General features: G+C 63.7%; 18 protein-coding genes. 14 read left to right on the top strand and 4 right to left on the bottom strand.

The genetic code is table 11. The features are described from left to right. The first annotated feature begins 4 nt into the window (after nucleotides 1–4). The 7 genes from ACWCOO_RS08460 to ACWCOO_RS08430 are packed head-to-tail and all read left to right on the top strand — an operon-like array spanning nucleotide 5 to nucleotide 8,520. Nucleotides 5–1,243, top strand: a complete 1,239-nt coding sequence (locus ACWCOO_RS08460) for an ABC transporter permease (protein ID WP_446830551.1) — start codon at nucleotides 5–7, stop codon at nucleotides 1,241–1,243. Between the two features lie 11 nt (nucleotides 1,244–1,254). Then, nucleotides 1,255–1,962: an ABC transporter ATP-binding protein gene (locus ACWCOO_RS08455; protein WP_446830550.1), complete on the top strand. Its 708-nt coding sequence runs from the start codon at nucleotides 1,255–1,257 to the stop codon at nucleotides 1,960–1,962. 46 nt (nucleotides 1,963–2,008) lie between these two features. After that, nucleotides 2,009–4,366, top strand: coding sequence for a DNA internalization-related competence protein ComEC/Rec2 (locus ACWCOO_RS08450; protein WP_446830549.1), 2,358 nt, complete (start codon nucleotides 2,009–2,011; stop codon nucleotides 4,364–4,366). 27 nt (nucleotides 4,367–4,393) lie between these two features. Then, nucleotides 4,394–6,133: a lipid A export permease/ATP-binding protein MsbA gene (msbA, locus tag ACWCOO_RS08445; RefSeq protein WP_446830548.1), complete on the top strand. Its 1,740-nt coding sequence runs from the start codon at nucleotides 4,394–4,396 to the stop codon at nucleotides 6,131–6,133. Beyond that, on the top strand, nucleotides 6,123–7,100 hold the full coding sequence (gene lpxK / locus ACWCOO_RS08440; RefSeq protein WP_446830547.1) for a tetraacyldisaccharide 4'-kinase: 978 nt from the start codon (nucleotides 6,123–6,125) through the stop codon (nucleotides 7,098–7,100). The genes msbA and lpxK overlap by 11 nt, the downstream gene beginning before the upstream one ends. 9 nt (nucleotides 7,101–7,109) lie before the next feature. Next, nucleotides 7,110–7,847: a 3-deoxy-manno-octulosonate cytidylyltransferase gene (kdsB, locus tag ACWCOO_RS08435; protein WP_446830546.1), complete on the top strand. Its 738-nt coding sequence runs from the start codon at nucleotides 7,110–7,112 to the stop codon at nucleotides 7,845–7,847. 37 nt (nucleotides 7,848–7,884) lie between these two features. Further along, a complete protein-coding gene (locus ACWCOO_RS08430; protein ID WP_446830545.1) occupies nucleotides 7,885–8,520 on the top strand; it encodes a hypothetical protein in 636 nt (211 codons plus the stop codon). Between the two features lie 45 nt (nucleotides 8,521–8,565). Here the strand turns inward: ACWCOO_RS08430 and ACWCOO_RS08425 are convergent, their stop codons facing one another. Further along, entirely contained in the window at nucleotides 8,566–10,542 is a 1,977-nt protein-coding gene (locus ACWCOO_RS08425) for an Rne/Rng family ribonuclease (protein WP_446830544.1), read from the bottom strand. A gap of 370 nt (nucleotides 10,543–10,912) precedes the next feature. On the opposite strand from ACWCOO_RS08425, the gene ACWCOO_RS08420 reads away from it, so the two are divergent. The 3 genes from ACWCOO_RS08420 (at nucleotide 10,913) to ACWCOO_RS08410 (ending at nucleotide 14,389) form a co-directional block, all read left to right on the top strand. Then, nucleotides 10,913–11,857, top strand: a complete 945-nt coding sequence (locus ACWCOO_RS08420; RefSeq protein ID WP_446830543.1) for an RluA family pseudouridine synthase — start codon at nucleotides 10,913–10,915, stop codon at nucleotides 11,855–11,857. Nucleotides 11,858–11,881: 24 nt separating this feature from the next. Beyond that, on the top strand, nucleotides 11,882–12,556 hold the full coding sequence (locus ACWCOO_RS08415) for a dual OB domain-containing protein (RefSeq protein WP_446830542.1): 675 nt from the start codon (nucleotides 11,882–11,884) through the stop codon (nucleotides 12,554–12,556). 75 nt (nucleotides 12,557–12,631) lie between these two features. Next, complete coding sequence (locus ACWCOO_RS08410) at nucleotides 12,632–14,389, top strand: DUF4153 domain-containing protein (protein ID WP_446830541.1); 1,758 nt, start codon at nucleotides 12,632–12,634, stop codon at nucleotides 14,387–14,389. Between the two features lie 47 nt (nucleotides 14,390–14,436). On the opposite strand, the gene ACWCOO_RS08405 is transcribed toward ACWCOO_RS08410, so the two are convergent. Further along, entirely contained in the window at nucleotides 14,437–15,225 is a 789-nt protein-coding gene (locus tag ACWCOO_RS08405) for an outer membrane protein assembly factor BamD (RefSeq protein ID WP_446830540.1), read from the bottom strand. Nucleotides 15,226–15,282: 57 nt separating this feature from the next. Between ACWCOO_RS08405 and ACWCOO_RS08400 the strand changes: the two genes are divergently transcribed. The 4 genes from ACWCOO_RS08400 to ACWCOO_RS08385 all read left to right on the top strand — a co-directional run bounded on the left by ACWCOO_RS08400 (nucleotide 15,283) and on the right by ACWCOO_RS08385 (nucleotide 22,459). After that, entirely contained in the window at nucleotides 15,283–16,221 is a 939-nt protein-coding gene (locus ACWCOO_RS08400; protein ID WP_446830539.1) for an RluA family pseudouridine synthase, read from the top strand. Continuing rightward, complete coding sequence (gene pgeF, locus ACWCOO_RS08395) at nucleotides 16,194–16,886, top strand: peptidoglycan editing factor PgeF (protein WP_446830538.1); 693 nt, start codon at nucleotides 16,194–16,196, stop codon at nucleotides 16,884–16,886. Before ACWCOO_RS08400 ends, pgeF begins: the two co-directional genes overlap by 28 nt. A 71-nt stretch (nucleotides 16,887–16,957) precedes the next feature. Beyond that, on the top strand, nucleotides 16,958–19,549 hold the full coding sequence (gene clpB, locus ACWCOO_RS08390) for an ATP-dependent chaperone ClpB (RefSeq protein WP_446830537.1): 2,592 nt from the start codon (nucleotides 16,958–16,960) through the stop codon (nucleotides 19,547–19,549). Between the two features lie 120 nt (nucleotides 19,550–19,669). Continuing rightward, nucleotides 19,670–22,459: a M16 family metallopeptidase gene (locus ACWCOO_RS08385; protein ID WP_446830536.1), complete on the top strand. Its 2,790-nt coding sequence runs from the start codon at nucleotides 19,670–19,672 to the stop codon at nucleotides 22,457–22,459. Between the two features lie 36 nt (nucleotides 22,460–22,495). Here ACWCOO_RS08385 and ACWCOO_RS08380 read toward each other — a convergent pair whose 3' ends face one another. Both ACWCOO_RS08380 and ACWCOO_RS08375 read right to left on the bottom strand, forming a co-directional pair. After that, nucleotides 22,496–23,323 carry a glycosyltransferase family 2 protein gene (locus ACWCOO_RS08380; RefSeq protein ID WP_446830535.1) on the bottom strand — a complete coding sequence of 276 codons (828 nt, stop codon included), beginning with the start codon at nucleotides 23,321–23,323 and terminating at the stop codon, nucleotides 22,496–22,498. Continuing rightward, nucleotides 23,320–24,000 (bottom strand): DUF502 domain-containing protein, encoded by a 681-nt coding sequence (locus ACWCOO_RS08375; RefSeq protein WP_446830534.1) that lies wholly within the window; start codon nucleotides 23,998–24,000, stop codon nucleotides 23,320–23,322. The genes ACWCOO_RS08380 and ACWCOO_RS08375 overlap by 4 nt, the downstream gene beginning before the upstream one ends. Nucleotides 24,001–24,006 lie beyond the last annotated feature (6 nt).

Genomic DNA, 24,006 nt, shown 5'->3' with positions numbered 1-24,006 from the left:
CAGCGTGCGGTTTTTCGAATTGTGGATGTCTTCGGCGCAACTGCGGGCGCGCCGCCAAGGGGGGTTCGTTTCCCTTGTTTCGCTACTCTCGATGCTGGGCGTGGCGGTTGCGGTTGCGCTTCTGGTCGTGGTCCTGTCGGTCATGAACGGCTTCGACCAGGTGGTGCGCGAGCGGATTCTGAACGTGGTGGCGCACGGGAGCTATCTCGGGCCGACCGGGCAGCTTTCGGATTGGCAGGAACTTCGCGAGTTCGCGCTGGCTGACCCGCGAGTCGAATCAGCGGCGCCCTACATAGAGGGTCAGGGTGTCCTGTCGGTAACGGACGCCGTTGCCGGTGTGCAGTTGCTTGGTTTCGAGCCCGACGAACCTGCATTCCGGGCACTGGGCGGTCTGGCCGTCGGCGATGCCCTTGCGTCGTTGCAGGCCCGCTCTTGGCGGATCGTGCTGGGCAGCGCGCTGGCCGAGCGCCTGGGTGTAGGCGCCGGCGATGACGTTCTGCTGATGCTGGCGCAGGGATGGAGCACACCGGCTGGAGTTGCGCCCCGTATGCGGCGCCTTGAGGTGGCGGGTGTATTCCACGCCGGCATGAACGATTTCGACAGCGCGCTGGCCTGGGTGCATTACGAGGACGCGCGCCGCCTGTTCGGCCTGGGCGCTGAAGCCAGCGGCCTGCGCGTCATGCTCGAAGACCCCTGGCAGGTCGAAAGCGCGCTTCCCGAAATTGCGGGCGAACGGGCCGAACAACTGTTTGCGCGCTATTGGACATGGGAACACGCCAACTTTTTCTATTCCATCGCCATGACCAAGCGTGTCACCATTATTATCCTGTCGCTGCTGGCGGCGATTGCCGCCTTCAACATCGTGTCCAGCCTGGTGATGATTGTGCGCGAGAAAACACCCGATATCGGCATCCTGAGGACCCTCGGTTCAACGCCCCGGTCGGTAATGACCGTATTCGCCGCGCATGGCGGTCTCGCGGGAACAATGGGCGTTGCGCTCGGCCTTGCGGTGGGGCTTCCGCTGGCGTTCTGGGCCGGGCCGCTCGCCTCGGCGGTGGAGCAGTTCCTGCACACTACGCTGGTCAGCCCGGGCTATCGTCTGGATGAATTTCCGAGCCGGATCGTGATTCCCGAGATCGTTGCCGTGAGCGCCATGGCGCTGCTGCTGTCTCTGGGCGCGACCTTGTATCCGGCTCTGCGCGCAGCGCGCACGGATCCCGCCCAAGCCACCCGCATGGATTGAAGGAGAAGCTCGTGAATCGCTCCGGATCGGCTGTTGACGCGCCACCCCTGTCCTGTCACGGGCTGGTTCGGCATTTCCGCGAGCAAGGGAGAGTGCTGGAGGTGTTGCGCGGAGTGGATTTCGCCATTGCGCGGGGTGAACGGGTAGCTGTGGTTGGCGCCTCGGGCTGCGGCAAGACCACCCTGTTGCAATTGTTGGGCGGTCTGGACACGCCCACTCGCGGCTGGGTAGCGCTAAAGGGCCGGAATTTCAGCGCCATGCGGCCGGCGGTACGCGGCATGGAGCGAAATCGCAATATCGGCTTCGTGTATCAGTTTCACCATCTTTTGCCCGAATTCACCGCCATGGAGAACGTGGCGATGCCGCTGCTGATCCGCCGCTCGCCCACCGAGGAGGCGATGAGCGCCGCGCGCGAATTGCTTGGGAAGGTGGGCTTGGAGGAGCGCCTGGAACATCGTCCGGCCAAGCTTTCGGGGGGCGAACGCCAGCGCGTTGCCGTTGCCCGCGCCCTGATTACGCGCCCTTCCATAGTTCTCGCCGACGAGCCTACGGGCAACCTGGATCCGGAATCGGGCGAGCAAGTGTTCGACCTGCTGCTGCAACTCAACCGCAACACTGGGGCGGCCTTGGTTGTGGTGACCCACGATCTCGCCCGCGCTCGGCGCATGGACCGGGTTCTCGCCTTGCGCGACGGTTTGCTCGCTTCCGCCGGTCGCTGAATTCCTGACGGATTAGACGGCGTCAGGTTGCTGAGCGCGGCGCCTAATGCTTCCGCTGGGCATCGCATGGCTCGCAGGGGTATGTCTTGCGTTCCTGGCGCTGCCCCCGCCCCCGGACTTGCCTCTGTTTGCCGGGCTGCTTGCGCTTGGGGCGCTCCTCGCCTGGCGCATGCGGGCTTTACTGCTCGGGGTTGCGCTGCTGTCCGCGGCGGTATCCCTGGTACTCGCCGAAGCGCGACTGCAGCAGCGCATGCCCGATGGTGCGGGCCGCGTGGACCGCATCGTGACGGGGGTAATCGAGGACTTCCCGCGCGTCAGCGCCGGCATCTGTCGCTTCCGATTCCGGCTCACCGACATCGAGGATAGCGGCCCGCCACTCAGGCGGGTGCAATTGAGCTGGTACGACTGCCATGCACCGCCTGCGGCGGGCGAAACCTGGCAGCTAAAGGCACGTTTGCGCGCTCCGCGGGGGCTGCAAAATCCCGGAGGCTTCGATTTCGAGCGCTGGGCGTTTCGCGAGAACATCAGCGCCACCGGTTATGTGCGCGATGAGTTTCCGCCACGCCGATTGGCAGGCTGCGAAAGCGGCCCCAAGCTACTGTGCTTCCGCGTGGCTCTGGTGGACAAGCTGGAATCCTGGCTTGCGGAGAGTCCGGGGCTCAAGTTCGTGATTGCTCTCGCCACCGGGGCGAGGCATCGGTTCGGCAATGACGACTGGGAAACGCTGCGCCGCGCGGGCACCGCACATCTGTTCGCAATTTCCGGGCTGCATGTGGGCGTGGTGGCCGGCTTTGCCTGGCTGTTGGGCGCGGGTGCCGGGCGTGTCGTGCAGCGCTTTTTTCGCCGTTTCAAGCCCGGACACCTCGCTGCCGTGACCGCCTTTCTTGCTGCCTCTTCCTATGCTGCTCTGGCTGGCTTCGCGGTGTCCACGGTGCGCAGTCTGGCGATGATTTCCGCAGTGCTGATCCTTGCGCAGTTGCGTCGCCACGGAGGATTTTCCGCGGCTTTGGGGGCTGCACTTCTGGTGGTGTTGGCCCCCGATCCTTTTGCCGTGCTTTCGGCCGGCTTCTGGTTGAGCTTCGGCGCTGTTGCATTGCTTGCGCTAGGCATCCTCGACGCCCGCGAGACGGCGCGCCGGGCGGGCGAAACAAGAATGGGCGCGGCCTCGGCATGGACGCGCCGCCTGGCCTTGGCTCAGTGGCGAATCAGTCTGGGGCTGGTTCCGCTGCTGCTGGTGTTCTTTGGCGAGGTCTCGTTACTGGGCGCGGCCGCCAATCTGGCCGCCATTCCTCTGTTTTCGCTGCTGATTGTTCCGGGGCTTCTGGGTTCGTTGCTGCTCGCGCTAGTTTGGCCGCCCGTCGGTATTTTCTTGCTGACCCAAGGTGCGAATCTGCTTGATGGCGTGATGTCCATTCTTGGAAAACTTGCCGGTCTTGAACTGGCTGCCTGGACACCGCCGGAGTTCGGCCTGCTTCCGATGCTGCTGGCCGCGGTCGGGATCGCCTGGCTGCTGGCGCCGCGTCCTGCGCCGCTGCGGTGGGCGGCGCCCATGCTCATGCTTCCAGTAGCACTGGGGCTGGAGCGAGGTCCACACCAGCCCGAGCTCGCCGTCACCGTGCTGGATGTCGGGCAGGGCCTTGCCGTGCTCGTGCAGACGCCGGGCTACAACCTTCTCTACGACGCGGGACCCCGCTACGCATCCAGTGACGCGGGCGGCAGCGTGGTGGTGCCGGCGATGGCCCGCCTGGGCGTGCGGCGGCTACATGCGATGGTGATCTCGCACGGCGATACCGATCATTCCGGTGGCGCGGCCAGCGTGCTTGCAGCGCATCCGCAAGCCGAACTGATCGCGCCGGACCGGTATGGTCTATCGGCACAACATTATCGGCGCTGCGAAACGGGCCTGAGCTGGGAGGTGGACCAGGCGCGATTTCGCGTGTTGAGTCCCGACCGCGGCGCAGCAACAAGCGGAAATAATGCGTCCTGCGTTCTCGAAGTGGAAACCGCGCGCGCGCGCATACTGCTTCCCGGCGATTTGGAGTCCGCCGGCGAACGCCGCTTACTGGCATCCTCTTTTTCGGGACCATTCGACCTGCTGCTTTCGCCCCACCATGGCAGCGCCAGTTCGTCATCGGCCGCGTTCGTGGCGGAGACCCGCCCGCGCTTCGTGGTGCACTCCAACGGCTTCTTCAACCGCTGGGGATTTCCGCGCCCGAGCGTGTCGTCTCGCTGGGCGGCTGCGGGTGCGCGGCAATGGAGCACGGGGGATGCAGGCGCCTTGCAGTTTGCGGTGCGGCGCGGCGGCGACCTCGAGTTGGCCACCGAATGGCGCCGCGGCCGTGCGCGGCTGTGGACGTTTCCGCCACCGGAGGCCGAAGCCGACGATTTGTCCACAGGCAGGTAAACTCGAAGTATGCGGCCCGATTCTCCAATGCGACGTCTCGCGGCGCTGACCCGTGGCCATTGGCGCGGCTTCCTGTTTGCGGCTGTTGCCATGGCCGTGTTTGCCGCCACCGAAACCGGGTTTGCTTTTGCCGTGAAGCGCCTCACCGAGTTGCTGGACAGCGAGGCGCCGGCGCAGGAAGGGTGGTTGCCCTTGGCGGTGTTGGGATTGTTCCTGGTGCGTGGGATTTCAGGCTTTGTTTCTGCGTATCAGCTTGGGCGGATCGGTCGCGCGGTGGTGGGACGGATGCGCGAACTGCTGTTCGAACGGTTTCTTCACATGCCGGTGCGCAGCGTCGAGCAGCTTCCGCGAGCGGAACTGCTGTCGCGCATGCTCTACGATGCCGAACAGGTTGCCGACGCCGCTTCCACCGTGATCACGACCATTGTTCGGGACAGCCTTACCGTTGCGGGGCTGGTGGCCTTTATGGTGTATGCGAGCCCTCGCCTTTCTGCGGTGGTGTTCGTGGCCGCGCCGCTGATCGCACTTACTGCGCGTGTTCTTTCGAAGCACTTCAGGCGCTACAGCACCCGCATCCAGGAAAACATGGGCGAGGTGTCGCGGATTACCGACGAGGCCTTGCGCGGTCATCGCATCATCAAGGTTTTCGGGGGTGCGTTGCGGGAAGGCGAACGCTTTGCTGAAGCCAACCGGAGCAACAGGCGCCTGCACTTGAAGCTGATCATGGCGCGAGCCGGCGGCGATGGGTTGACGATGCTGCTGGCCGCCGTGGGAGTAGCCTCGGTAGCCTGGTTCGTGGCCCGGTATTCGGCTGCGGACGGGCTTGAGATCGGAAATTTCACCGGCTTCATGGCCGCGATGCTGTTGCTTATGACGCCGCTCAAGCACCTGACCAACGTGAACGCTGCGCTGCAGCGGGGCCTGGCCGCCGCCACCTCCGTTTTCGGCTTGCTGGATAGCCCTGTGGAATCCGACCTTGCGCGCGCGCCGCGAAGTGATTTGTCCGCTCGCGCCAAAGGACACCTGCAATTCGTCGATGTATCGTTTTCTTACGAATCCGGCGGCCCCGCCGCCTTGCAGCATATCAGCCTTGATATCGAACCCGGCCAGCGCGTAGCGATTGTCGGCCGCTCCGGCAGCGGCAAGTCCACGCTGGTGAGCCTAATCCCAAGGTTTTTCGAGCCGGATTCGGGAGAATTGCTGTTGGACGGCTGCCCGCTCAGGCAATGGCCGTTGCCGGCCCTGCGCGAACAGATTGCGTTGGTTACCCAGGATGTGGTGCTTTTCAACGACACTCTGGCCAACAACATCGCCTACGGCGCCTTGGCGGGCGCGGCGCCGCAAGCGGTCGAGGAGGCCGCCCGGGCCGCCCATGTCATGGAGTTTGTCGCAGAGCGTCCGGAGGGATTGAATGCCCTGGTGGGAGAGGGCGGGCTCAGTCTTTCGGGCGGTGAGCGGCAGCGCGTGGCCATTGCCCGGGCGCTCCTGAAAGACGCTCCCGTGCTGATCCTGGACGAGGCTACCTCGGCCCTGGACAGTCGTTCCGAGAGTCACGTGCAGGATGCCCTCGACCGTCTGATGCGCGGCCGCACCACGCTTGTTATCGCCCATCGCCTGAGCACCATCGAGCATGCAGACCGGATCGTGGTGCTGGAGAGGGGACGCATCGTGGAAAGCGGTCCACATGCCGAGTTGCTGGCGCGTGGTGGGCACTATGCCAGTCTCTACCGGCTGCAATTTCGCGGCAATGCTTCGCATGCGGGCTAGCCCGCCGGCCGCATGGGAAAGCCGCGGCTGGGTCAGCGCCGCACTATGGCCGGCGGCAACCTTGTTCGGCGCCGGGGTAGCGTTGCGCAGAGCCTTCTACCGGAGGGGCTGGATGCATTCCGAGCGGGCCGGCTCGCCAGTGGTCGTGATAGGCAACATCAGCGTGGGGGGAACCGGCAAGACCCCGATTGTCGGGTGGCTTGCCGATCAATTGATGCGCCTTGGCCGTCGGCCGGCCATCGTGAGCCGCGGCTATGCCGGGCGCAGGCAGGCCGCGCCGGTGCCGGTGACAGCAGACTCCGATCCGGCCGAGGTCGGCGATGAGCCCGTGATGCTCGCCATGCAGTGTGGATGCGCGGTTTGGGTATGCATCGACCGTGCCCGCGCCGCGCGCCGGGCGGTGGCGGAAGGCGCCGATGTGGTGCTGTCGGATGATGGTTTGCAGCACTATCGGATGGCGCGCGATCTGGAGTTCTGCGTTATCGACGGCGCGCGGGGCTTGGGTAATGGACGGCTGCTACCCGCCGGCCCCTTGCGCGAACCTGCCCGGCGTATGCGCGAAGTGGACGAGGTGCTGGTTCAAGGTGCGGGCAATTCCTTTGGAGGGCTGCGCTTTGAACTGCAAATCGATCACGCACTGCCGCTCAACGGGCACGGACGGCGTTCCTTGCGGGAATTCGCGGGCCGAAGGGTCCTGGCGCTTGCCGGCATCGGGGCGCCGAAGCGCTTTCATGCGGCGCTGGAAGCAGCTGGCCTTGATATCGAGCCGGTGCCGGCGCCCGATCATGGCCGCGTGGCTCTGGCGCCGCTGCTTGCGCGCGGCATGCCCGTGTTGATGACCGCCAAGGACGCCGTAAAGTACCGCGATGTTTCCGATGGCGATCTATGGTGGACGCCTGCGCGAGTGGTCATTTCCAAACAGTCCGCGGAAAAGATAATGGAGCGCGTGCTCGCGCTGCTGGACTGAGTTCCGCAAATGAGTGCTGACTTTCATATCGTAATTCCCGCGCGCCATGCCTCCAGCCGCTTGCCGGGCAAGCCGCTGCGGCTGCTGGCGGGGCGCCCGCTGATCGAACACGTTTACAGGCGCGCCGAGGCAGCCGGGGCGAGGACGGTAACGGTTGCAACCGACGACGAGAGGATTTCCGATTGTGTGCGCGAATTCGGCGGTAATGCCGTATTGACGGCCGGCGATCACGCTTCGGGTTCCGATCGGGTGGCGGAAGCCGTCGCGGTTCTTGGAGTGCTTCCGGACGAAGTGGTGGTGAACCTGCAGGGTGACGCGCCGCTGGTCGAACCGGCGCACATTCAAGCCGTTGCCGCAAGGGCTCTCGAAAGCGACGTTGCCACACTTGCCTCGCCACTGTCGGATACGCAGCGGATCAAGGACCCCAACGTGGTCAAGGTGGTACTGGACGCCGGTGGGCAGGCGCTCTACTTCAGCCGCGCGCCGATACCGGCCAGGCATCCTGTTGCCGGCCATGCGCCCCGCTATCTGCGTCACACGGGCTTGTATGCCTACCGGCGCTCGGTGCTGGAGCAGCTTGCCGCGGCGCCGCAATGCGAGCTGGAACAGGTCGAGGGGCTGGAGCAGTTGCGGGCCCTGTGGCTAGGCTTGAAAGTCTCGGTGGCCTGCGCCGAGACGCCCCCTGGGCCGGAAGTCGATACGCCCGAAGACCTGCGCCGCGTGGAGAAGCTATTGCGCTCCGTATAATGTTTTCCTACCAGATTCCCACCCAGCGAGGTAATCCATGAGCGTTCAAGCTTTGCGCAAAGACAACGGAGCAGCCCCGGCGGGTCGCCCCGCGGCGGCGGGAGGGCCGCCCCCTGGAGTGGCGGGTGGCCCGCCCCCACATGCCTTCGCGGGCATGCTTACCGGAGTCGAGGGCCGGGAGGACGATCTCGGCAAGTCGGTGGCGGTTGTACTCAAGACCCTCAAGAACGTGGAGCCGTATGCGCACGAGATCAACGATGCGCTGATCAAGGCGCGCCTGCAGGCCATGCAGTTCGCCAAGGACCATGGGCTGATGGAGGAATACGTGGCTCACGATATCAAGACCATGAAGCCTCTGACCGACATGATGAAGCGCTTGGTGGAAAAATCCGGGCAAAGCGAAATCGCCCTCATCGGCATCTTCGACCGCACGGCTTGCCACTATCAGTTGTGCCTGGAAAACGAGTCCAGCCCTGGCTCCCGCCGCTGGCGTTCACCTTTCGGGCGCGTCCTGGAAAAGTGCCGCCAGCTCGGCCAATTCGACCTCACGGAGGAATGGATTCACGAGAATTGGACCCGCCCGCGTCTGCTCGGCTACGCGCAGGCCATGGGCGTTGACATGCGGGTGTCGAACTGGCAACCGGACGGCTGGCTCACCGCCGAGGTCAACTAGACGGGATATAACACCCGTTTCCGGGATAGCACACGAGCCCGCCGCTCAGGACGAAGGCGGGGACGAAGGCGACCCGTCGCCTCCCGGCCGCCGTCTACGGCGCCGCCGCCGCCGTCGCGGAGCTTGCGCTTGTGAGCCGTCCGCATCGCTCGACTTGCCCCGGTTGGCCTGCGGTCCGGCCTGAGCTTTGGTCTTTGCGGTCCTTGCCTGGCCCTGTTGCTTGGGCGGCCCCTTGGGTTTGCGCCGTGACCGCGCCCGTTGCGGCGGCTTGCGTTTGCTTTGAGGCGGCTCGGGTTTCTTCTTCTTTTTCGCCCCCAAACCGAACAGGCGGGCAAAGAAGCCGCGCTTCGGCTTGTTTTGTGCCTCGGCCCGCTTCTTTCCGGACCTGGCCTTGGCCGCCGTGGCTTTTATCTTGCGTTCCGGTGGCGCCGTGTCCGGCAGCGAGCGCTCAACGGCGGGCTTTTCGGGTGGTTTTGCGCTGCTGGGCTGCAGCGCGTCCGGAGGCGGCTGGGTTACCGTCGCCATCTCGTAGCTGGGCACATCTTCTTCGGCCTTGTCCCTAATACGCCGCAGCGCGAATTGCGGCGTTTCCATCGCTGAATTGGCTACCAGGACCGCGCTGATCTTGAACACGTCCTCGATCTCGCTCAAGGCTTGCCGCTTTTCGTTGAGCAGGAAGTTCGCCACTGCCAGCGGCAGCTCCGCCACCACCTGAGCGGTGCGCTCCTTGCCTGCTTCCTCGCTGATCATGCGCAGGATATGCAGACCCAAGGACTCGACGCCCCGAATGCGTCCGGTCCCTCCGCATCGAGGGCAGGGCTCATGGCTGGCATCGACCAGCGACGTTCGCAGGCGCTGCCGCGACATTTCCAGGATGCCGAAGCGCGAAATCTGGCCGATCTGGATCCGCGCCGGCTCGTTTCGGGTGGCTTGCCGCAGCCTGTCTTCTACCTGGCGGTTCGCACTCGCGCCCCGCATGTCGATGAAGTCGATCATTATGAGGCCGGATAAATCGCGAATCCGGCATTGGCGGGCGATGGCGTCGGCCGCCTCGAGATTGGTCTGCAGCGCGGTCTGCTCAATGTCGTCGCCGGAGGTGGCGCGGGCCGAATTGACGTCCACGCAGATCCCCGCCTCGGGCTGATCGATGATGATCTGTCCGCCCGAAGGCAAGTCCACTCGGCGGCGGTAGGCGGCGTCGATCTGGCTTTCGATCTGGTAGCGGTTGAACAGCGGCACCTCGCCTTCATGGCGCCGCAGCCGCTCCAAAAGGTGCGGCATGGTGTGCTTCATGAAGCTGCGTATGTCGTTGTAGGCGTAGTCGTCGTCCACCACGATTTCGCCGATCGAGTCGGACAGGTAGTCGCGCACAGCCCGCAGCATTACGTTCGATTCCTGCACAACCAGAAACGGTGCATCGCGCTCGAACACCGCCAGCTTGATGGCCTCCCAGGTGCGCAGTTGGTTGTCGAGATCCCATTGCAACTCTTCAACGCTGCGTTCGTTGCCCTGGGTGCGGATGATCACGCTCATTCCCTCGGGAATCTTGAGCTTGCCCAGCCGCTGCTGAACGGTCTGGCGATCATCGCCGCGCACCTGACGCGACACTCCGCCGCCGCGCGGATTGTTGGCGTTCAGGACCAGGTAGCGACCGGCCAGGGAAATGAGCGTGCTCAGGGCCGCGCCCTTGTTTTCCCGCTCGTCCTTTTCGACCTGAACCACCAACTGTTGGCCTTCCTCGACCAGCTCGGCGATGTTCAGAGGCTGGCCGGGTTCGGGCGTCTTGAGAAAATACTCGCGCGAGATGTCATCAAGCGGCAGGAAACCGTGGCGCTCCGCGCCAAAATCTACAAAGGCAGCCTCCAGGCTGGGCTCTACGCGCGCGATGCGGCCCTTGTATATGTTGCCCTTCTTTTGTTCCTTTTCTCTGTGCTCAATGGCCAGATCATAAAGTTGTTGCCCATCGACCAGGGCAACGCGCACCTCTTCCTGCTGGGTGGCGTTTACAAGCATTCTTTTCATTGCGACTCGCGTCCTTGGTGGGGCAGTTCCACGCCGCTACCGCGCAGGGCACCGTAATCGGGCCGCGCCAGCCGCGCTGCGCATACGGGTTATTCATTGGTAAATTCTCCCGTAACGGGCGTTGTGGTCATGGGGCACAAGTGCGTTATGACCGGCGTTTCTCCGCCGCATTTTGAAACAGGTTCGGCAGCTTTGCCGTTGGCGCGCTCATCCGCGCCTACGCTGGCTTCCAGCGTGGATGGATACTATAGCACGCCATGCCAGCTTGGGCCTTTTGGACTTCGCAAGCGCGTCATTACGCGGAATGCGCCGCGAGACATTGCGTTTTGCTCCGCGTTCGCCGCCTGACGCTTGTGCATGTCCAGACTTGATGAGAGACAACATTCTGATAGTTTCCGAAGACGATGCGGGGCGTCGTCTCGACAATTTCCTGGCCGCCCGCCTCAAGCGTATGCAGCCGGCGCGCGTGCATCGCATGATTCGGCGGGGGGAAGTGCGGGTAAACCGCGGCCGTGTTTCTTCGGGCCACCGCCTACGCTGCGGCGACGAGGTGCGCCTGCCGCCGCGCCTGGAGCGCCGCCCGCCTCCGCTTATGCCCGCGCGGGCGCGCTGGATCGAACAGTTCGTAGTGCACGAGGACGAATTCCTGCTGGCGCTCGACAAGCCGGCCGGATTGGCGGCGCATGCGGGCGGTTCCGTGCAGTTCGGCGCTGTGGAACTGCTGCGCGCGGCGCGGCCCAGTCAAGGGTTTCTTCAGTTGGCCCACCGTCTCGACCGCGCCACCAGCGGACTGCTGGTGCTGGCCCGCAACGCAGGCGCCCTGCGCGCTTTGCACCGTGCTTTTCGCGAAGGCGAGGTCGAAAAGATCTATACGGCCCTGCTCGCCGGATGCTGGCGTGGGGGCGAGCGCAAGGTGGACCTGCCTCTGGACCGCTCGTATCGTTCCGGGGGCGAGCGCCGGGTTCTGGTCGGCTCGGGACAACCCGCCAGCACCTGTTTCCTGCCGCGCAAGCGTTGGGAGCGCGCCACGCTGGTCAGAGCTATTCCGTTTACCGGCCGCACGCACCAGATCAGGGCGCATGCTGCGGCAATAGGCCATTCCGTGCTGGGCGACGACCGCTATGGGCGCTCGAAAAGCGCGTTGGCCGCGCGCATTGCGTTGAGGCGTCTGTTTCTGCACGCCGCGGAGCTGCGCCTGCGGCATCCAGTGAGCGGTCGAAAGCTGGTTTTGCGTGCGCCATTGCCGGACGAGCTGGAAGCTTCGCTGCACAGGCTGGGTTCGGCCGAATTTGGCCGATCAGGACGAAAAACATAAAATGGCCGTCTTTCGGATTTTTCGGTGGAAATCAGACAATTTATCTGTGTGGCCCGATACGAAGCGGGCAGCGGATTTCGGGTAGCCGCAATACATTTCGATGGCGAGCGCTTGGGTTCGTGGGCCCGTTTGCTGGGCGATGGGGAGGAGGGCGCTCTTTCCTTGAACGCCGTTCGTTATCGCAACAAGTCGCCGGCGCGGCCGCTGGATGTGTTTACGGCGCCGGTCGCAGGCGCCGCGCCGAATCCACCGCAAACGGAGAACCTGCTGGTGGCCCCAAGACCTCGCTGGCGCAAGGTGGGGACTTATCCGCGGGAACTGCTCGGAGACTTATGCACGTCCCCTTTGACGCTTTGGTCGGACAAGACTTCAACCAAGGCGGGCTCGCACGATCGCGTTCTGGCGCCGGAAGCGACGGAACTCGACTCTTCGCTGCTGCTGATCGAACTTGAGAGTTACACGATAGACGTGACCCGCCGACCGGTTTCGGCCGAGAAAGTGGTGCGTGTGCGTTTCAGTCACCTTGAGCGCGAGTACCGGCTATCGCTTTGCGAGGATGTCATGCGCCGCAGGTACTCGCGCTATTCGCCTGGCGAATACGAAATCACGCGGCCCACGGCAGCCTGCATCACCCTGGGGCCACCGGGCAAGCAGGGTCGCATCAAGCGGGTCGCCTCGCTTATTCCTCTCGAACAGTAGGCCCGAGCCCCGCCCGTATAGTGGAGCCCCAGTTTCGCCGCGTATCGGCGCGTGGCAACTGGAGGTATCCGCACCATGAGCGAAGCAAAAGCACAATCCGCAAGTCTGACGATCAAGGAGTTTTTCGAGCGCGTGCCTGAACGCGCGTTGTTCGTAGTCATAGGTTTCCTTCAAGGCGCCATCGCCGCGGGATTGACTGAAAGCGAAACCTGGCTCCAAGCGCGCCCGCCAATCTACTTCTCGCTCTGGCTGCTGGTTTTGGCATGGCCGCTACTCTTTATGCTCAGTTTCAGGCACGGGGATCGTCTGCGAGCAGTTGCCTGGGTAAGCGGATTCTCTGTGCCGCTGGTCCTCCTGGCTCTGTATACCGGTTGGCAAGCAACACCCTATGGCGAGTTTTCCGAGCTTGGCGTAAGGCTTGTCTTTGCACAGACCATGTTGTTTGCGAACTTCGTGGCTCTGCTCCACCTGCAGGCCAACGTGTGGCGCATGGAACCCAATTACGACACTTTCTTTACGCTGTCGTGGCGCAACTTCGTTACGGTCGGCCTCTCCGCGGCCCTGACGCTTTCTCTCCGGCTGGTGCTGTTCGTATGGGGAGCGCTGTTCAAAGCCATAGGCATCAAATTCTTTGACGACTTGTTTGAAAAGGAATGGTTCCTGTGGCCGGTGCTCGCCGCTGTGTTCGCTTTCGGATTGAGCAGCTTTCGCGACGCCACTTCGGTAATCGACAGCGTCTCCTCGCTCCTTGTCCGCCTCACGTGGCTGCTGCTGCCGTTGCTGCTGTTCGTCATCGCTGCGTTTCTGTCAACGCTCCCCTTTGTCGGCTTGCAACCGCTCTGGGACACCGATAACGGCACCTCCATCTTGATGATCGCCAACCTCCTTGGACTGCTGTTCCTGAATGCCGTGTATCAGACCGGCGAACGCATCCCCTATCCAGCGTGGATGCACCGGGCGTTGACGGTGGGTATCGCGTTGCTTCCGATCCTGTCGGTGCTGGCGTCCTACGGCATTGCGCTGCGGGTGGGGCAGTATGGCTGGACCGTACAGCGCTGCTGGGCGCTGCTGATCGTACTGCTCATGGCGTGCTTCTCGTCGGGTTACTTGTACGTCATCATCAGGGCGCGTGCCGCTTGGCACGGCGGGCTGCCTCAAATCAATCAATTCATGTCTTGGGTGGTGCTTGCGTCACTGCTGCTCACCGCGTCTCCGCTCGCCAACTTCCGCGCCATTTCGGCTTGGAGTCAGTTCGGTCCGATTGAGGCAGGCGCGGCGTCAATTGAGCAGCTCGATGTTGACTACGTAAAGACATCACTCGCGCGTCCCGGCTATCTGAGGATGCAGTCACTGCTTGCCGAGCTTGACGAGTCGAATCCCGTCTACGCACAGCGACTTCGAGCCGCACTTGAGGATGAGGCGTCCAGATTGCCCTGGAGCGCGGAGCAGAGGGGGATGACTGTCAGGCGGCCGGATACTCTTGCGGCGCCGGATGGTCTATGGGACTACTTGCAGGAAATTGCGGACCCGCAAATAGCGGCCGCGCCGCCTCGGTTCCTTGTTCTGACTGACCTGGACGCGAATGACCGCCCTGAGTACGTCGCGATCTGGCTCCACGATCACGGTGCAGAGACAAGCATATTCGCCGAGTGTGTGTACGAAAGCTCTGGCGGTGATTGGAGACGTTACGGGTCCGATGTCATCAATTCGGAGCAGTCCATGGATTTTCTGCTCGAAGAACTCGCCGAGGCAGACATTGAAGCGGTGATTCCGTCTCGTATGTTCCTGGACCTGCGCATTGGCGACTGGGTCTTCGATCTACGACCTGAGTGATGGCAACCGGCTATTGGATTGAAGCCAGCCGTACGCCACCGATAACACTAAAAAAAGAAAAATCGCCGCCGGGGTTGCTCGTCTTCGATTTTCTCGCCAGGAAAGTTTGCCGCCAGCATGCGTTCCGAATCGGCCGCCAGGTCGTCCATGCCTACGCGCCGATAGGCTTTGGTCATGATCTTGAGGGATTCGGCGATTTCCGGCGAGCCGCGGTATGTCTCCACGGCGTAGCGCGCGCGGTTGGCGGCCGCGATCCATGCACCGCGCCGCAGGTAGTAGTCGGCGACGTGATTTTCGAAGCGCGCCATGCGATTGCGCAGGAAAACCATGCGCCGGCGGGCGTCGGCGGCATACTCGCTTTCGGGGTAGCGGGCGGCCAACTGAGCGAAGGCGTCGAACGATTCGCCGGCGGTCATGACCGGACGGCGGGAGTAGTCGACGCGAAACAGGCGCCCGAATCGTCCGGGCTGCCGGGCGAAAAGCGCCAGCCCGCGCATGTAGATGGCGTAATCCACATTCGGATGGCGCGGGTTCTCCCGCTCGAACTCGCGCGCCGCTTCGACCGCACTGTCCTGATCCCTGAGCCGGTAATGGCAATAGATGATTTCCAGTTGCGCCTGACGGGTCTGAGGATTGAACGGAAAGCGCGCCTTGAGCGCGCCCAGAAAGCGCAGAGCCTTGCGGAAATCGCCGCCTTGCAACGCCGCATGCCCCTGCTCGTATAGCACGTCCGCGGCCGACAACTCGTCGCGTTCGTCGCCACGCCCGCAGCCGGCCAGCATGGCGCATGCGGCGGCCGCGATTAGAATTCCGGCAAGTTGTCGCGTTGACCTCATTCGAAAACCGGTCTCGACAGTGACTAAGGTGTGCAGTATAGCGAAAGGCCTCCGCGCATGAAGCGTAGCGTCGTCCGCAGCGTGGTTGTGCCGGACCGGCTCGCGGGACGCCGTCTGGACGCGGCGCTGGCCGCGCTGATACCGGAATTCTCCCGCAGCCTGATCAAGGCATGGATACAAGGTGGGCAGGTCTTCAGGGGACAGGCTGCGATTCGGCGGCCCAGGACGCTGGTGGAAGCCCAGCAAACCTACGATATTCGCGCGGAGCTTGCCGCGGAAGGCGCAGTCGAGCCGCAACCGGTTGCCTTTGAAGTGAGGCATGCCGATGAGCACCTGATCGTGGTGGACAAACCGGCAGGCTTGGTAGTCCACCCGGGCGCGGGCAATCCGGACGGTACGCTGCAGAACGGTTTGTTGCACCGTTTTCCGGAGTTGGCCGCGGTGCCGCGGTTCGGACTGGTGCATAGGCTGGACGCCGGCACCAGCGGCCTGTTGATGATTGCCCGCACCGCGGGCGCCCACCAGAAGCTCACCCGCGACCTTGAGGCGCGATGCGTCCGGCGCGAGTACCGGGCCGTGGCCCGCGGCTGCCCGGTGGCAGGGGCAACCATTGACGCGCCGCTGGGGCGCCATCCGCGCGACCGCCTGCGAATTGCAGTGCGGCCGGGCGGACGGCGCGCTGTGAGCCATTTCCGGGTGCTGCAGCGCTTTGACAAGACCTGCTTCCTGGCGGTTCGCCTGGAGACCGGGCGTACGCACCAGATCCGGGCGCACTTGGCCCACATCGGATTCCCGCTGATCGGAGATTCCCTGTATGCGCCCGCCCACCAGGATTTCGGCCGCCCCGCGCTGCATGCCCGGGAACTGCGCTTGGCCCATCCGGCTACCGGGAAGGCGTGCGTGTTTGTCGCGCCGCTGCCTGGCGACATCCGAGCGCTGCTTGATGAACTGGCCGGACAGGAACGCGATTGGGACGGTTTTTCGTGGAGCATGTGATTCAACCGGAATGGCCGGCTCCGGCCGCGGTTTGCGCCTTGAGCACGGAGCGCGGGCTGGAACCGGAACAAGCCTGGCTGCAGTTCGAAGTTCCCGGGGCGCCGCGCTGGATGGCGCAAGTGCATGGCGCTTCTGTGGCATGCGCGGATGAGGAATGGACAAGGGTGCGGGCTGACGGCGTAGTCGCTTTCGGTTCCGGGCGCGCCTGCGCCTTGCGCACGGCGGATTGCCTTCCGGTGTTGCTTTGCGACCAGGCCGGCAGCCGCGTCGGCGCCGCGCATGCGGGCTGGCGGGGCCTGGCCGCTGGCGTCCTGGCCTCCACCATTGGCGCCTTGTGCAGGGGCGGAGACCGCCGTCTGGATGCGGGCCGGATAATGGCTTGGATAGGACCCGGAATCGGCGCGTCCGTTTACGAAGTGGGCGGCGATGTGTTCGGAAGCATTACTCGGGCCAGCCCGCGGGCGGCGCGTTTCTTCTCCCAGCAGGGCGACGACCGCTGGCTGCTGGACCTGGTTGCGCTCGCGCGGGACCAACTGCGCCGCCTCGGCATTTCGAGGATTTATGGCGGCCATTGGTGTACCTACTCCGATCCGCGGCGCTTTCATTCCTATCGCCGTGACGGCGGATCGGCCCGCCAGGCATCGTTCATATGGCTGCGTCCGTAGCACGGATACTGCGCCAGTTTCCAGTTTCGGGTTCAGGTTGAATTCGGCATTCGGGGCGTTATATCCCCGCTATGGAACACTTCACCAATCGCGTACGCGACGCGCTGGCCGAGGCGCGCGCTGCTGCGGTCGATGCCGGCCATCCGTTCCTGGAGCCCTTGCATGCGCTGCAGGCTCTGCTGAACCAGGATTCCGGCGCAGTTCTGCCGTTGTTGCGGGGCGCTGGCGCTGACACCAGCAAACTGCAGGCCGAAGTTGCGGATGCGTTGCAGCGTATGCCGAGCGTCCAGGGACAGGACAGCGAGTTGCACGCCTCTCCGGCGCTTGCAAGGGTGCTGAACCTGGCCGGCAAGCTGGCGCGCCAGCGCGGCGACAGCGTCGTAAGCAGCGAAATCCTGCTGCTGGCCGCAGCCGGCGACAAGGGCGAGCATGCGCGCCTCATGAAAGATGCGGGCCTGGACCCGGCACGCCTAGAAACCGCAATCGATCAACTGCGCGGCGGCGAAACGGTCACTGAGGCCGGAGCCGAGGAACTGCGCGGGGCCCTGGAGAAGTACGCCATCGACCTTACGCGCCGCGCCGAAGAAGGCAAACTCGACCCGATCATCGGCCGCGACGAGGAGATTCGCCGCACCATGCACATCCTGCAGCGCCGCACCAAGAACAACCCGGTGCTGATCGGCGAGCCGGGCGTGGGCAAGACCGCCGTAGTGGAAGGGCTTGCCTTGCGCATTGCCAACCAGGAGGTCCCGGAAGGCCTGAAGAACAAACGCTTGCTTGGCCTGGATCTCGGCGCCATGATCGCCGGCGCCAAGTATCGGGGCGAATTCGAAGAGCGCCTGAAAGCGGTGCTGAAGGAGCTGGCGAAGCAGGATGGCCGCATCATTCTGTTCATTGACGAACTCCACACCCTGGTGGGGGCCGGCAAGGCGGAAGGCGCGATGGACGCTGGCAATATGCTCAAGCCCGCCTTGGCGCGCGGCGAATTGCACTGCGTGGGCGCCACCACCCTGGACGAATATCGCAAGCACCTGGAAAAGGACGGCGCCCTGGAGCGGCGTTTTCAGAAGGTGCTGATCGGCGAACCCAGCGTCGAGGACACGGTCGCCATCCTTCGCGGGCTCAAGGAGCGCTACGAAGTGCATCATGGCGTGACGATTGCGGACGCGGCCATTGTGGCCGCCGCCACGCTTTCGCAACGCTACATTACCGACCGCAAGCTGCCGGACAAGGCGATCGACCTGGTGGATGAGGCGGCCGCCCGGATTCGCCTGCAGATGGATTCCAAGCCGGAAGCCATTGACCGGCTGGAGCGGCGGCTGGTTCAGTTGAAGATCGAACGCGAAGCCTTGCGCAAGGACGAAGACGAAGGCGCGCGCCAGCGACTCGCCGACCTGGATGAGGAGATTGGCCGCCGCGAAAAGGAACACGCGGGTCTAGCGGAGGTCTGGCAGGCGGAGAAGGCGCACACGCAGGAGGCTGCAGGAATAAAGGAAAAGCTGGAGGAGGCCCGCGTGGCGCTGGAGAAGGCCGGCAGAAGTCAGGATCTGCAGCGGATGTCGGAATTGCAGTACGGGGTAGTCCCGGAACTGGAGCGCAAGCTGGCCGAATCCCGCGCGCAGGATGCGAACGCTACGACCGAAACCATGCTTTCCAGCCGGGTCGAGGAGGCGGACATTGCTGCGGTGGTAGCCCGCGTCACGGGTATTCCGGTATCGCGCATGCTCGCCGGCGAGAGGGAAAGGCTGGTCGGCATGGAAGAAGAATTGCACCGACGCCTGATCGGTCAGGACGAAGCGGTGAGGGCGGTTTCGCGGGCAATCCGCCGCGCCCGCGCCGGGTTGTCCGACCCGGACCGGCCGACCGGATCGTTCCTGTTTCTCGGGCCTACCGGAGTGGGCAAGACCGAACTGTGCAAGGCGCTGGCCGAGTTCCTTTTCGACAGCGAGGCGTCCATGGTGCGCGTCGATATGTCGGAGTACATGGAAAAACATGCCGTATCGCGGCTGGTTGGCGCGCCGCCCGGCTATGTGGGCTACGACGAGGGCGGCCAACTCACCGAAGCGGTGCGGCGCCGGCCTTACTCCGTACTGTTGCTTGATGAGATCGAGAAAGCTCACCCGGATGCGCTCAACATCCTGCTGCAACTGCTCGACGAAGGACGCTTGACCGATGGCCAGGGGCGCACCGTGGATTTTCGCAACGCGGTTGTAATCATGACCTCCAACCTGGCCTCCGATCAGATCCAGTCGCTGTCGGGCGCGGAACACGCGGAAATGAAGAGCGCGGTAATGGCGTCACTGCGGTCCCACTTCCGTCCGGAATTCCTGAATCGCATCGACGATATCGTGGTGTTCAAACCGCTGGACCGCGCGGAAATCCGCCAGATCGTGGATCTTCAGCTCGACCGCCTGGCTGCGCGTCTCGCGCAACAGGAATTGGGGCTGGAAGTGAAGGATTCCGTGCGCGTGCGTCTGTCGGATCTCGGCTATGAACCGGCCTACGGGGCCCGGCCGCTAAAGCGGGTCATTCGCGACTACGTGGAAAATCCTCTGGCCGAATGGCTGCTTGCCGCGGGCGCAAGGTCCGGTGAGACGCTGGTGGTGGGGGAACGCAACGGGGAAACCGTGATTGACTCCAAGCCTCTGTCGAAGGCGGCTTGATCCGTGTTCGCGGCTTGGATTTGTGGTGCCGAGCCTGCGGGCCGGAAAGCGGCTTCGGGAGCGGTCGGCGCTTCGGGTATCCTAGTCCCTTTTGGTGGCGGACTTACGTCAAGAGGAATCATGATGAATAAATTACGCAAAGGGCTTGTTTTGTTGATGCTGGCCGTTCCGGCTTCGGCAATTGCGGACGACCCGCTTGGCATCGCCGGCGGCGAACGGGGCTTCGAATATGTCACCAGCGTGGAAGGCATTCACGAGTACGCGCTGCCCAACGGCTTGCAGGTACTGTTGTTTCCCGACGACTCGCAGGCCAGCGTCACCGTAAACGTGACCTATCACGTCGGCTCCATGCACGAGAACTACGGCGAAACCGGCATGGCGCACCTGTTGGAGCACCTGCTCTTCAAGGGCACTCCCGACTATCCCGAGATCCCCAAGGGATTTTCCGAGCGCGGTATGGGGTTCAATGGCACCACCTGGCTGGACCGTACCAACTATTTCGAGAGTTTCGAGCCCACCGGCGACAACCTGGAGTGGGCGCTGCGCATGGAAGCCGACCGCATGGTCAACTCCTATATTTCCTATGACGATCTTCAATCCGAGTTTTCGGTGGTTCGCAACGAAATGGAGCGGGGCGAAAACAGTCCGGGAGGGATGCTGTATCAGCGCGTCCGGGCGGCGGCCTACGAATGGCACAACTACGGCAACACGACGATAGGGGCGCGCTCGGACGTCGAAGGCGTGGACATCGGCCGCCTGCAGGCTTTCTACCGCATGTACTACCAGCCGGACAACGCCACGCTGATCGTGGCCGGCGACTTCGATCCCCAGGAGGCTGCCGTCATCATCGCCGACTCGTTCGGCGCCATCCCGGCGCCGGAGCGCGAGTTGCCGCGGATATACACCGTCGAACCGGTCCAGGACGGCGAGCGGCTCGTGACCTTGCGCAGGGTGGGAGAACAGAGTCTGGTTATGGGCGCCTACCACATTCCCGCGGGGGCTACCTTCGAGAACACGGCCCTGGCCGTGGTTGGGCAGATTCTGAGTGACCCCAGCCGCGGACGCTTGTACCGCAAGCTGGTCGAGCCGGGCATTGCCGCCTCCGCCGGCGCTAACGCCGATTCGTTTGCCTTTCCAGGCCTGTTCACCTTGAGCGCCACGGTGCCGGTGGACGGCGAGGCGCAGGAGGTTCTGGATGCCTTGCTGGACGTGGCGGAAGGTGTGAGCGAGGAACCGATTACTCCGGAAGAACTCGAATGGGCGCGGCTTTCGATGGTTGCGGGATACGACAACGCGATCAAGAGCGTTGGCTTTCTGGGCCGCAGGCTCTCCGAAAGCATCGCCTCGGGCGACTGGCGCCACCTGTTTCTTTATCGTGACCAGTTGGATGCGCTTACCGTCGATGATCTCAACGCGGCGGCGGCAAAGCACTTCAAGCGCAGCAACCGCACTGCGGGTAAGTTCATACCCACCGAAAGCCCGGATCGGTCTCTGGTCGCCTCGCGCGGTGATCAAAGCGCCGAACTTGCGGCGCTCGCAGGCCGCCAGTCGGTCAGCGCCGGCGAGGAATTCGTTCCCACGCCGGAGAACATTGCCGCCCGCACTGTCAAGCACGACCTGGCAGGCGGCGGGACGCTCTGGGCTATCGAGAAAAAATCGCGTGGCGATCAGATTACCGTTGCCTTGGAGCTATTCTTCGGCAGCGAGGAGAGCTTGGCCGGAAAACACGGAGTGCCCGGCTACGCAGCCGGACAGCTACAGCGCGGCACCACCCGCTACACCCGAGATGAGTTGGCCACCGAATGGAACCGGCTCAAGAGCAGCATGGGTGTGAGTGCCGGAGGACAGCAGATTTTTGCCTCGCTGCAAACGGACGAGCAAAACTTCGACGAAGCGCTGGCGCTAATGGCGCACGTCTTGCGCGAACCGCTGTTCGACCCTGGCCAACTGGAAGAAGTCAAACGTTCGGCACTGGCGAGTATCGCCGGGTCGCGCGGCCAGCCTCAGAGCGTTGCCTCGATTGCCTTGTCCAAGACGCTGAGCCCCTATGGCCCCGATCACTTTCGCTACGCCATGGACCTGGACGAGCAGGAACGCATGATCCGCAACATGAATCGTGACGCCTTGGCCGAATTCTGGAGTTCGCAGGTGGGCTTTCAGGGCGCTATCGCATCTGCGGTCGGCAATGTCGATTCCGGCGAGTTGGCGGCGCGGTTGAATGACTTGTTCGGCGATTGGGAAGCATCGGTGGCCTATGTGCCGGCGCCCAGCAGTCATTACCCGGTAGAGTCCCGGCAGGCTTGGCTGGACACGCCCGACAAGGCTAACGGGGTCATGATTGCAGCACTCCCGATACCCAAAAACGTCAGGGACGAGGACTACGCTGCCCTGACTATCGGCGCGCGCATTTTTGGTGGCGGCGGACTCAGCAACCGCCTGATTGACCGCCTGCGCCAGAAGGAAGGATGGTCGTACGGCGCTGGCGGCGGAGTGAATGCGGCCAGCAGGGAAGGCGACGATAACGGCTCGCTGTTCATACAGGCGATCGCGGCCCCGGAGAACCTGTCCAAGGTCAAGGCGGGAGCGCTGGAGGAATTGCAGCGGGCCCTCGAAGACGGGTTCACGGCGGAAGAACTGCAGGACGCTGTGGAAGGCACCATCTCCAGCGATTTGAGCTCCTGGTCAAGCGACTCGGCCTTGAGCAGCGTCCTGCGCTCCGGCGCCAGGTACGGCCTCGGCGCGGAGTGGCGCGGAGCCATGCATGAGCGCTACAAGGCACTGACGCTTGAGGAAGTCAACGATACCTTCCGGAATTACTACCAGGCGGATGATTTCGTTATCTTCATTGCCGGCGACAAGGCCAAGGCCGAAGCCGGCGACGCGACCGCTGCGGCCGAGCCTGCTTCCTGAAGCGGGCTAGCCCCGGAATCTCACCAGATTCCGGGGCTAAAGTTGCGCGATGCCGTGCCCGGTGCGGGTGCGTCTGGTGCGCCTGGTTTCAGCGCGAATCGCCTGATTGGCGGCGCGGATGTCCGAATCCACGTAGCCGCGCGGGTGATCGAGGTGCAGGCAGGGTATCCGGTGGCGAATGCGTTTGCCCCGAATTCCCGCGTTTTCCAGCCGCTCGCCAAGCTCGCGGTCCTCGCCGCCGTAGCCCATGCGCTCGTCGAAGCCGTTGGCGGCCAGCAGGTGTTTCTTCCATCCCGAAGCGTTGTGTCCGTTCCACCCTGCCGTTGCCGGTGAGATAAAGTCCAGAGCGGCGCCGAACCGCGTGCCGGCGCTGAGCTTCACTAGCTTGTAGGTTGGCGGCATCCCCTGGCTGCGCAGCCAGCCGACCGAAAACGCTCGCCCCGACGTGATGTCGTCAACCTCGATGCGGTGAGACAATCCCGGCGGCAGGCGCAATAGCCCGCCCGACAGAAAACGCTTTGGTTCGGCGAAAGCAAGGTGCCGCGCCACGAACTCGGGATGCGGAATGCAGTCGCCGTCCGTGAATATCAGGTAGGCGCCGCGGGATCTCGCTATGGCTTTGTTGAGAATCCTGCACTTGCGGAACCCGGTGTCGCGCTGCCAAACATGCGCGATCCTGAGCCGGGTCTTGGCGCAGACGGAACGGATTACATCAGCCGTTTCCGCACCGGAGCCATCATCCGCTACCAGAATTTCGAAGTCGTCATGCGTTTGCGCGGCAAAACCACATAGCACCTTGCGCAGCCAGTCCGGCTGACGATAGGTGCTGAAGATGACCGAAGCGGCGCGTGAAGCCGCGTTCATGGGTTGTTTGAGGCCGGGCTCGTCTGCCGGGGCGCCGCCCTCGGCAGTTTGGACGGATCCGGCACGACGACGCCCACCGAAACCACCAGCTTGATCGCGTCCTCGACACTCATGTCGATCTCGATCAGGTCGTTCTCGGGCGCCAGCACCAGGAAGCCGGAGGTGGGATTGGGCGTGGTAGGCACAAACACGCATACGCACTTCTCGTCGAAGTGCTTGTCGAGCGGCCCCACCGTGCTGGATGTCTGAAACGCAATGCAGTGAACGCCCCGGCGCGGATATTCGATCAGCAGCACCTTGCTGAACGAGTCGTGCTGGCCGCTCAGCACCATTTCCAGGAAGCCCTTGGCGGCCGTGTAGATCGTTCGCACCAGCGGAATTCTTTGCAGCACCGCTTCCCACAACGCAATGATGCGCTTTCCAAACACGTTTGCCGCCACCAGTCCCGTAACCAGGAGCAACACAACGCTCAGTACCACGCCCAGTCCCGGAATCGGGCGGCCTACCAGTTCCTCCGGCCGGTATTGCGGTGGTACCAAGGCCAGCGTCTGGTCTGCAAGGTTTATCAGGACGCGGATTATGAATACGGTGATCCCCACCGGGACCCAGACCAGCATGCCCGCCACCAGCATCCGCCGCAGGCGCGGCAGCAGGTTCGATTTGCGCTTACCGCTCACGCGAGC

This window comes from Candidatus Foliamicus sp., from assembly GCF_965221325.1.
GTDB lineage: Bacteria > Pseudomonadota > Gammaproteobacteria > Steroidobacterales > Foliamicaceae > Foliamicus.
This window is presented reverse-complemented; position numbering and strand designations above follow the sequence as displayed.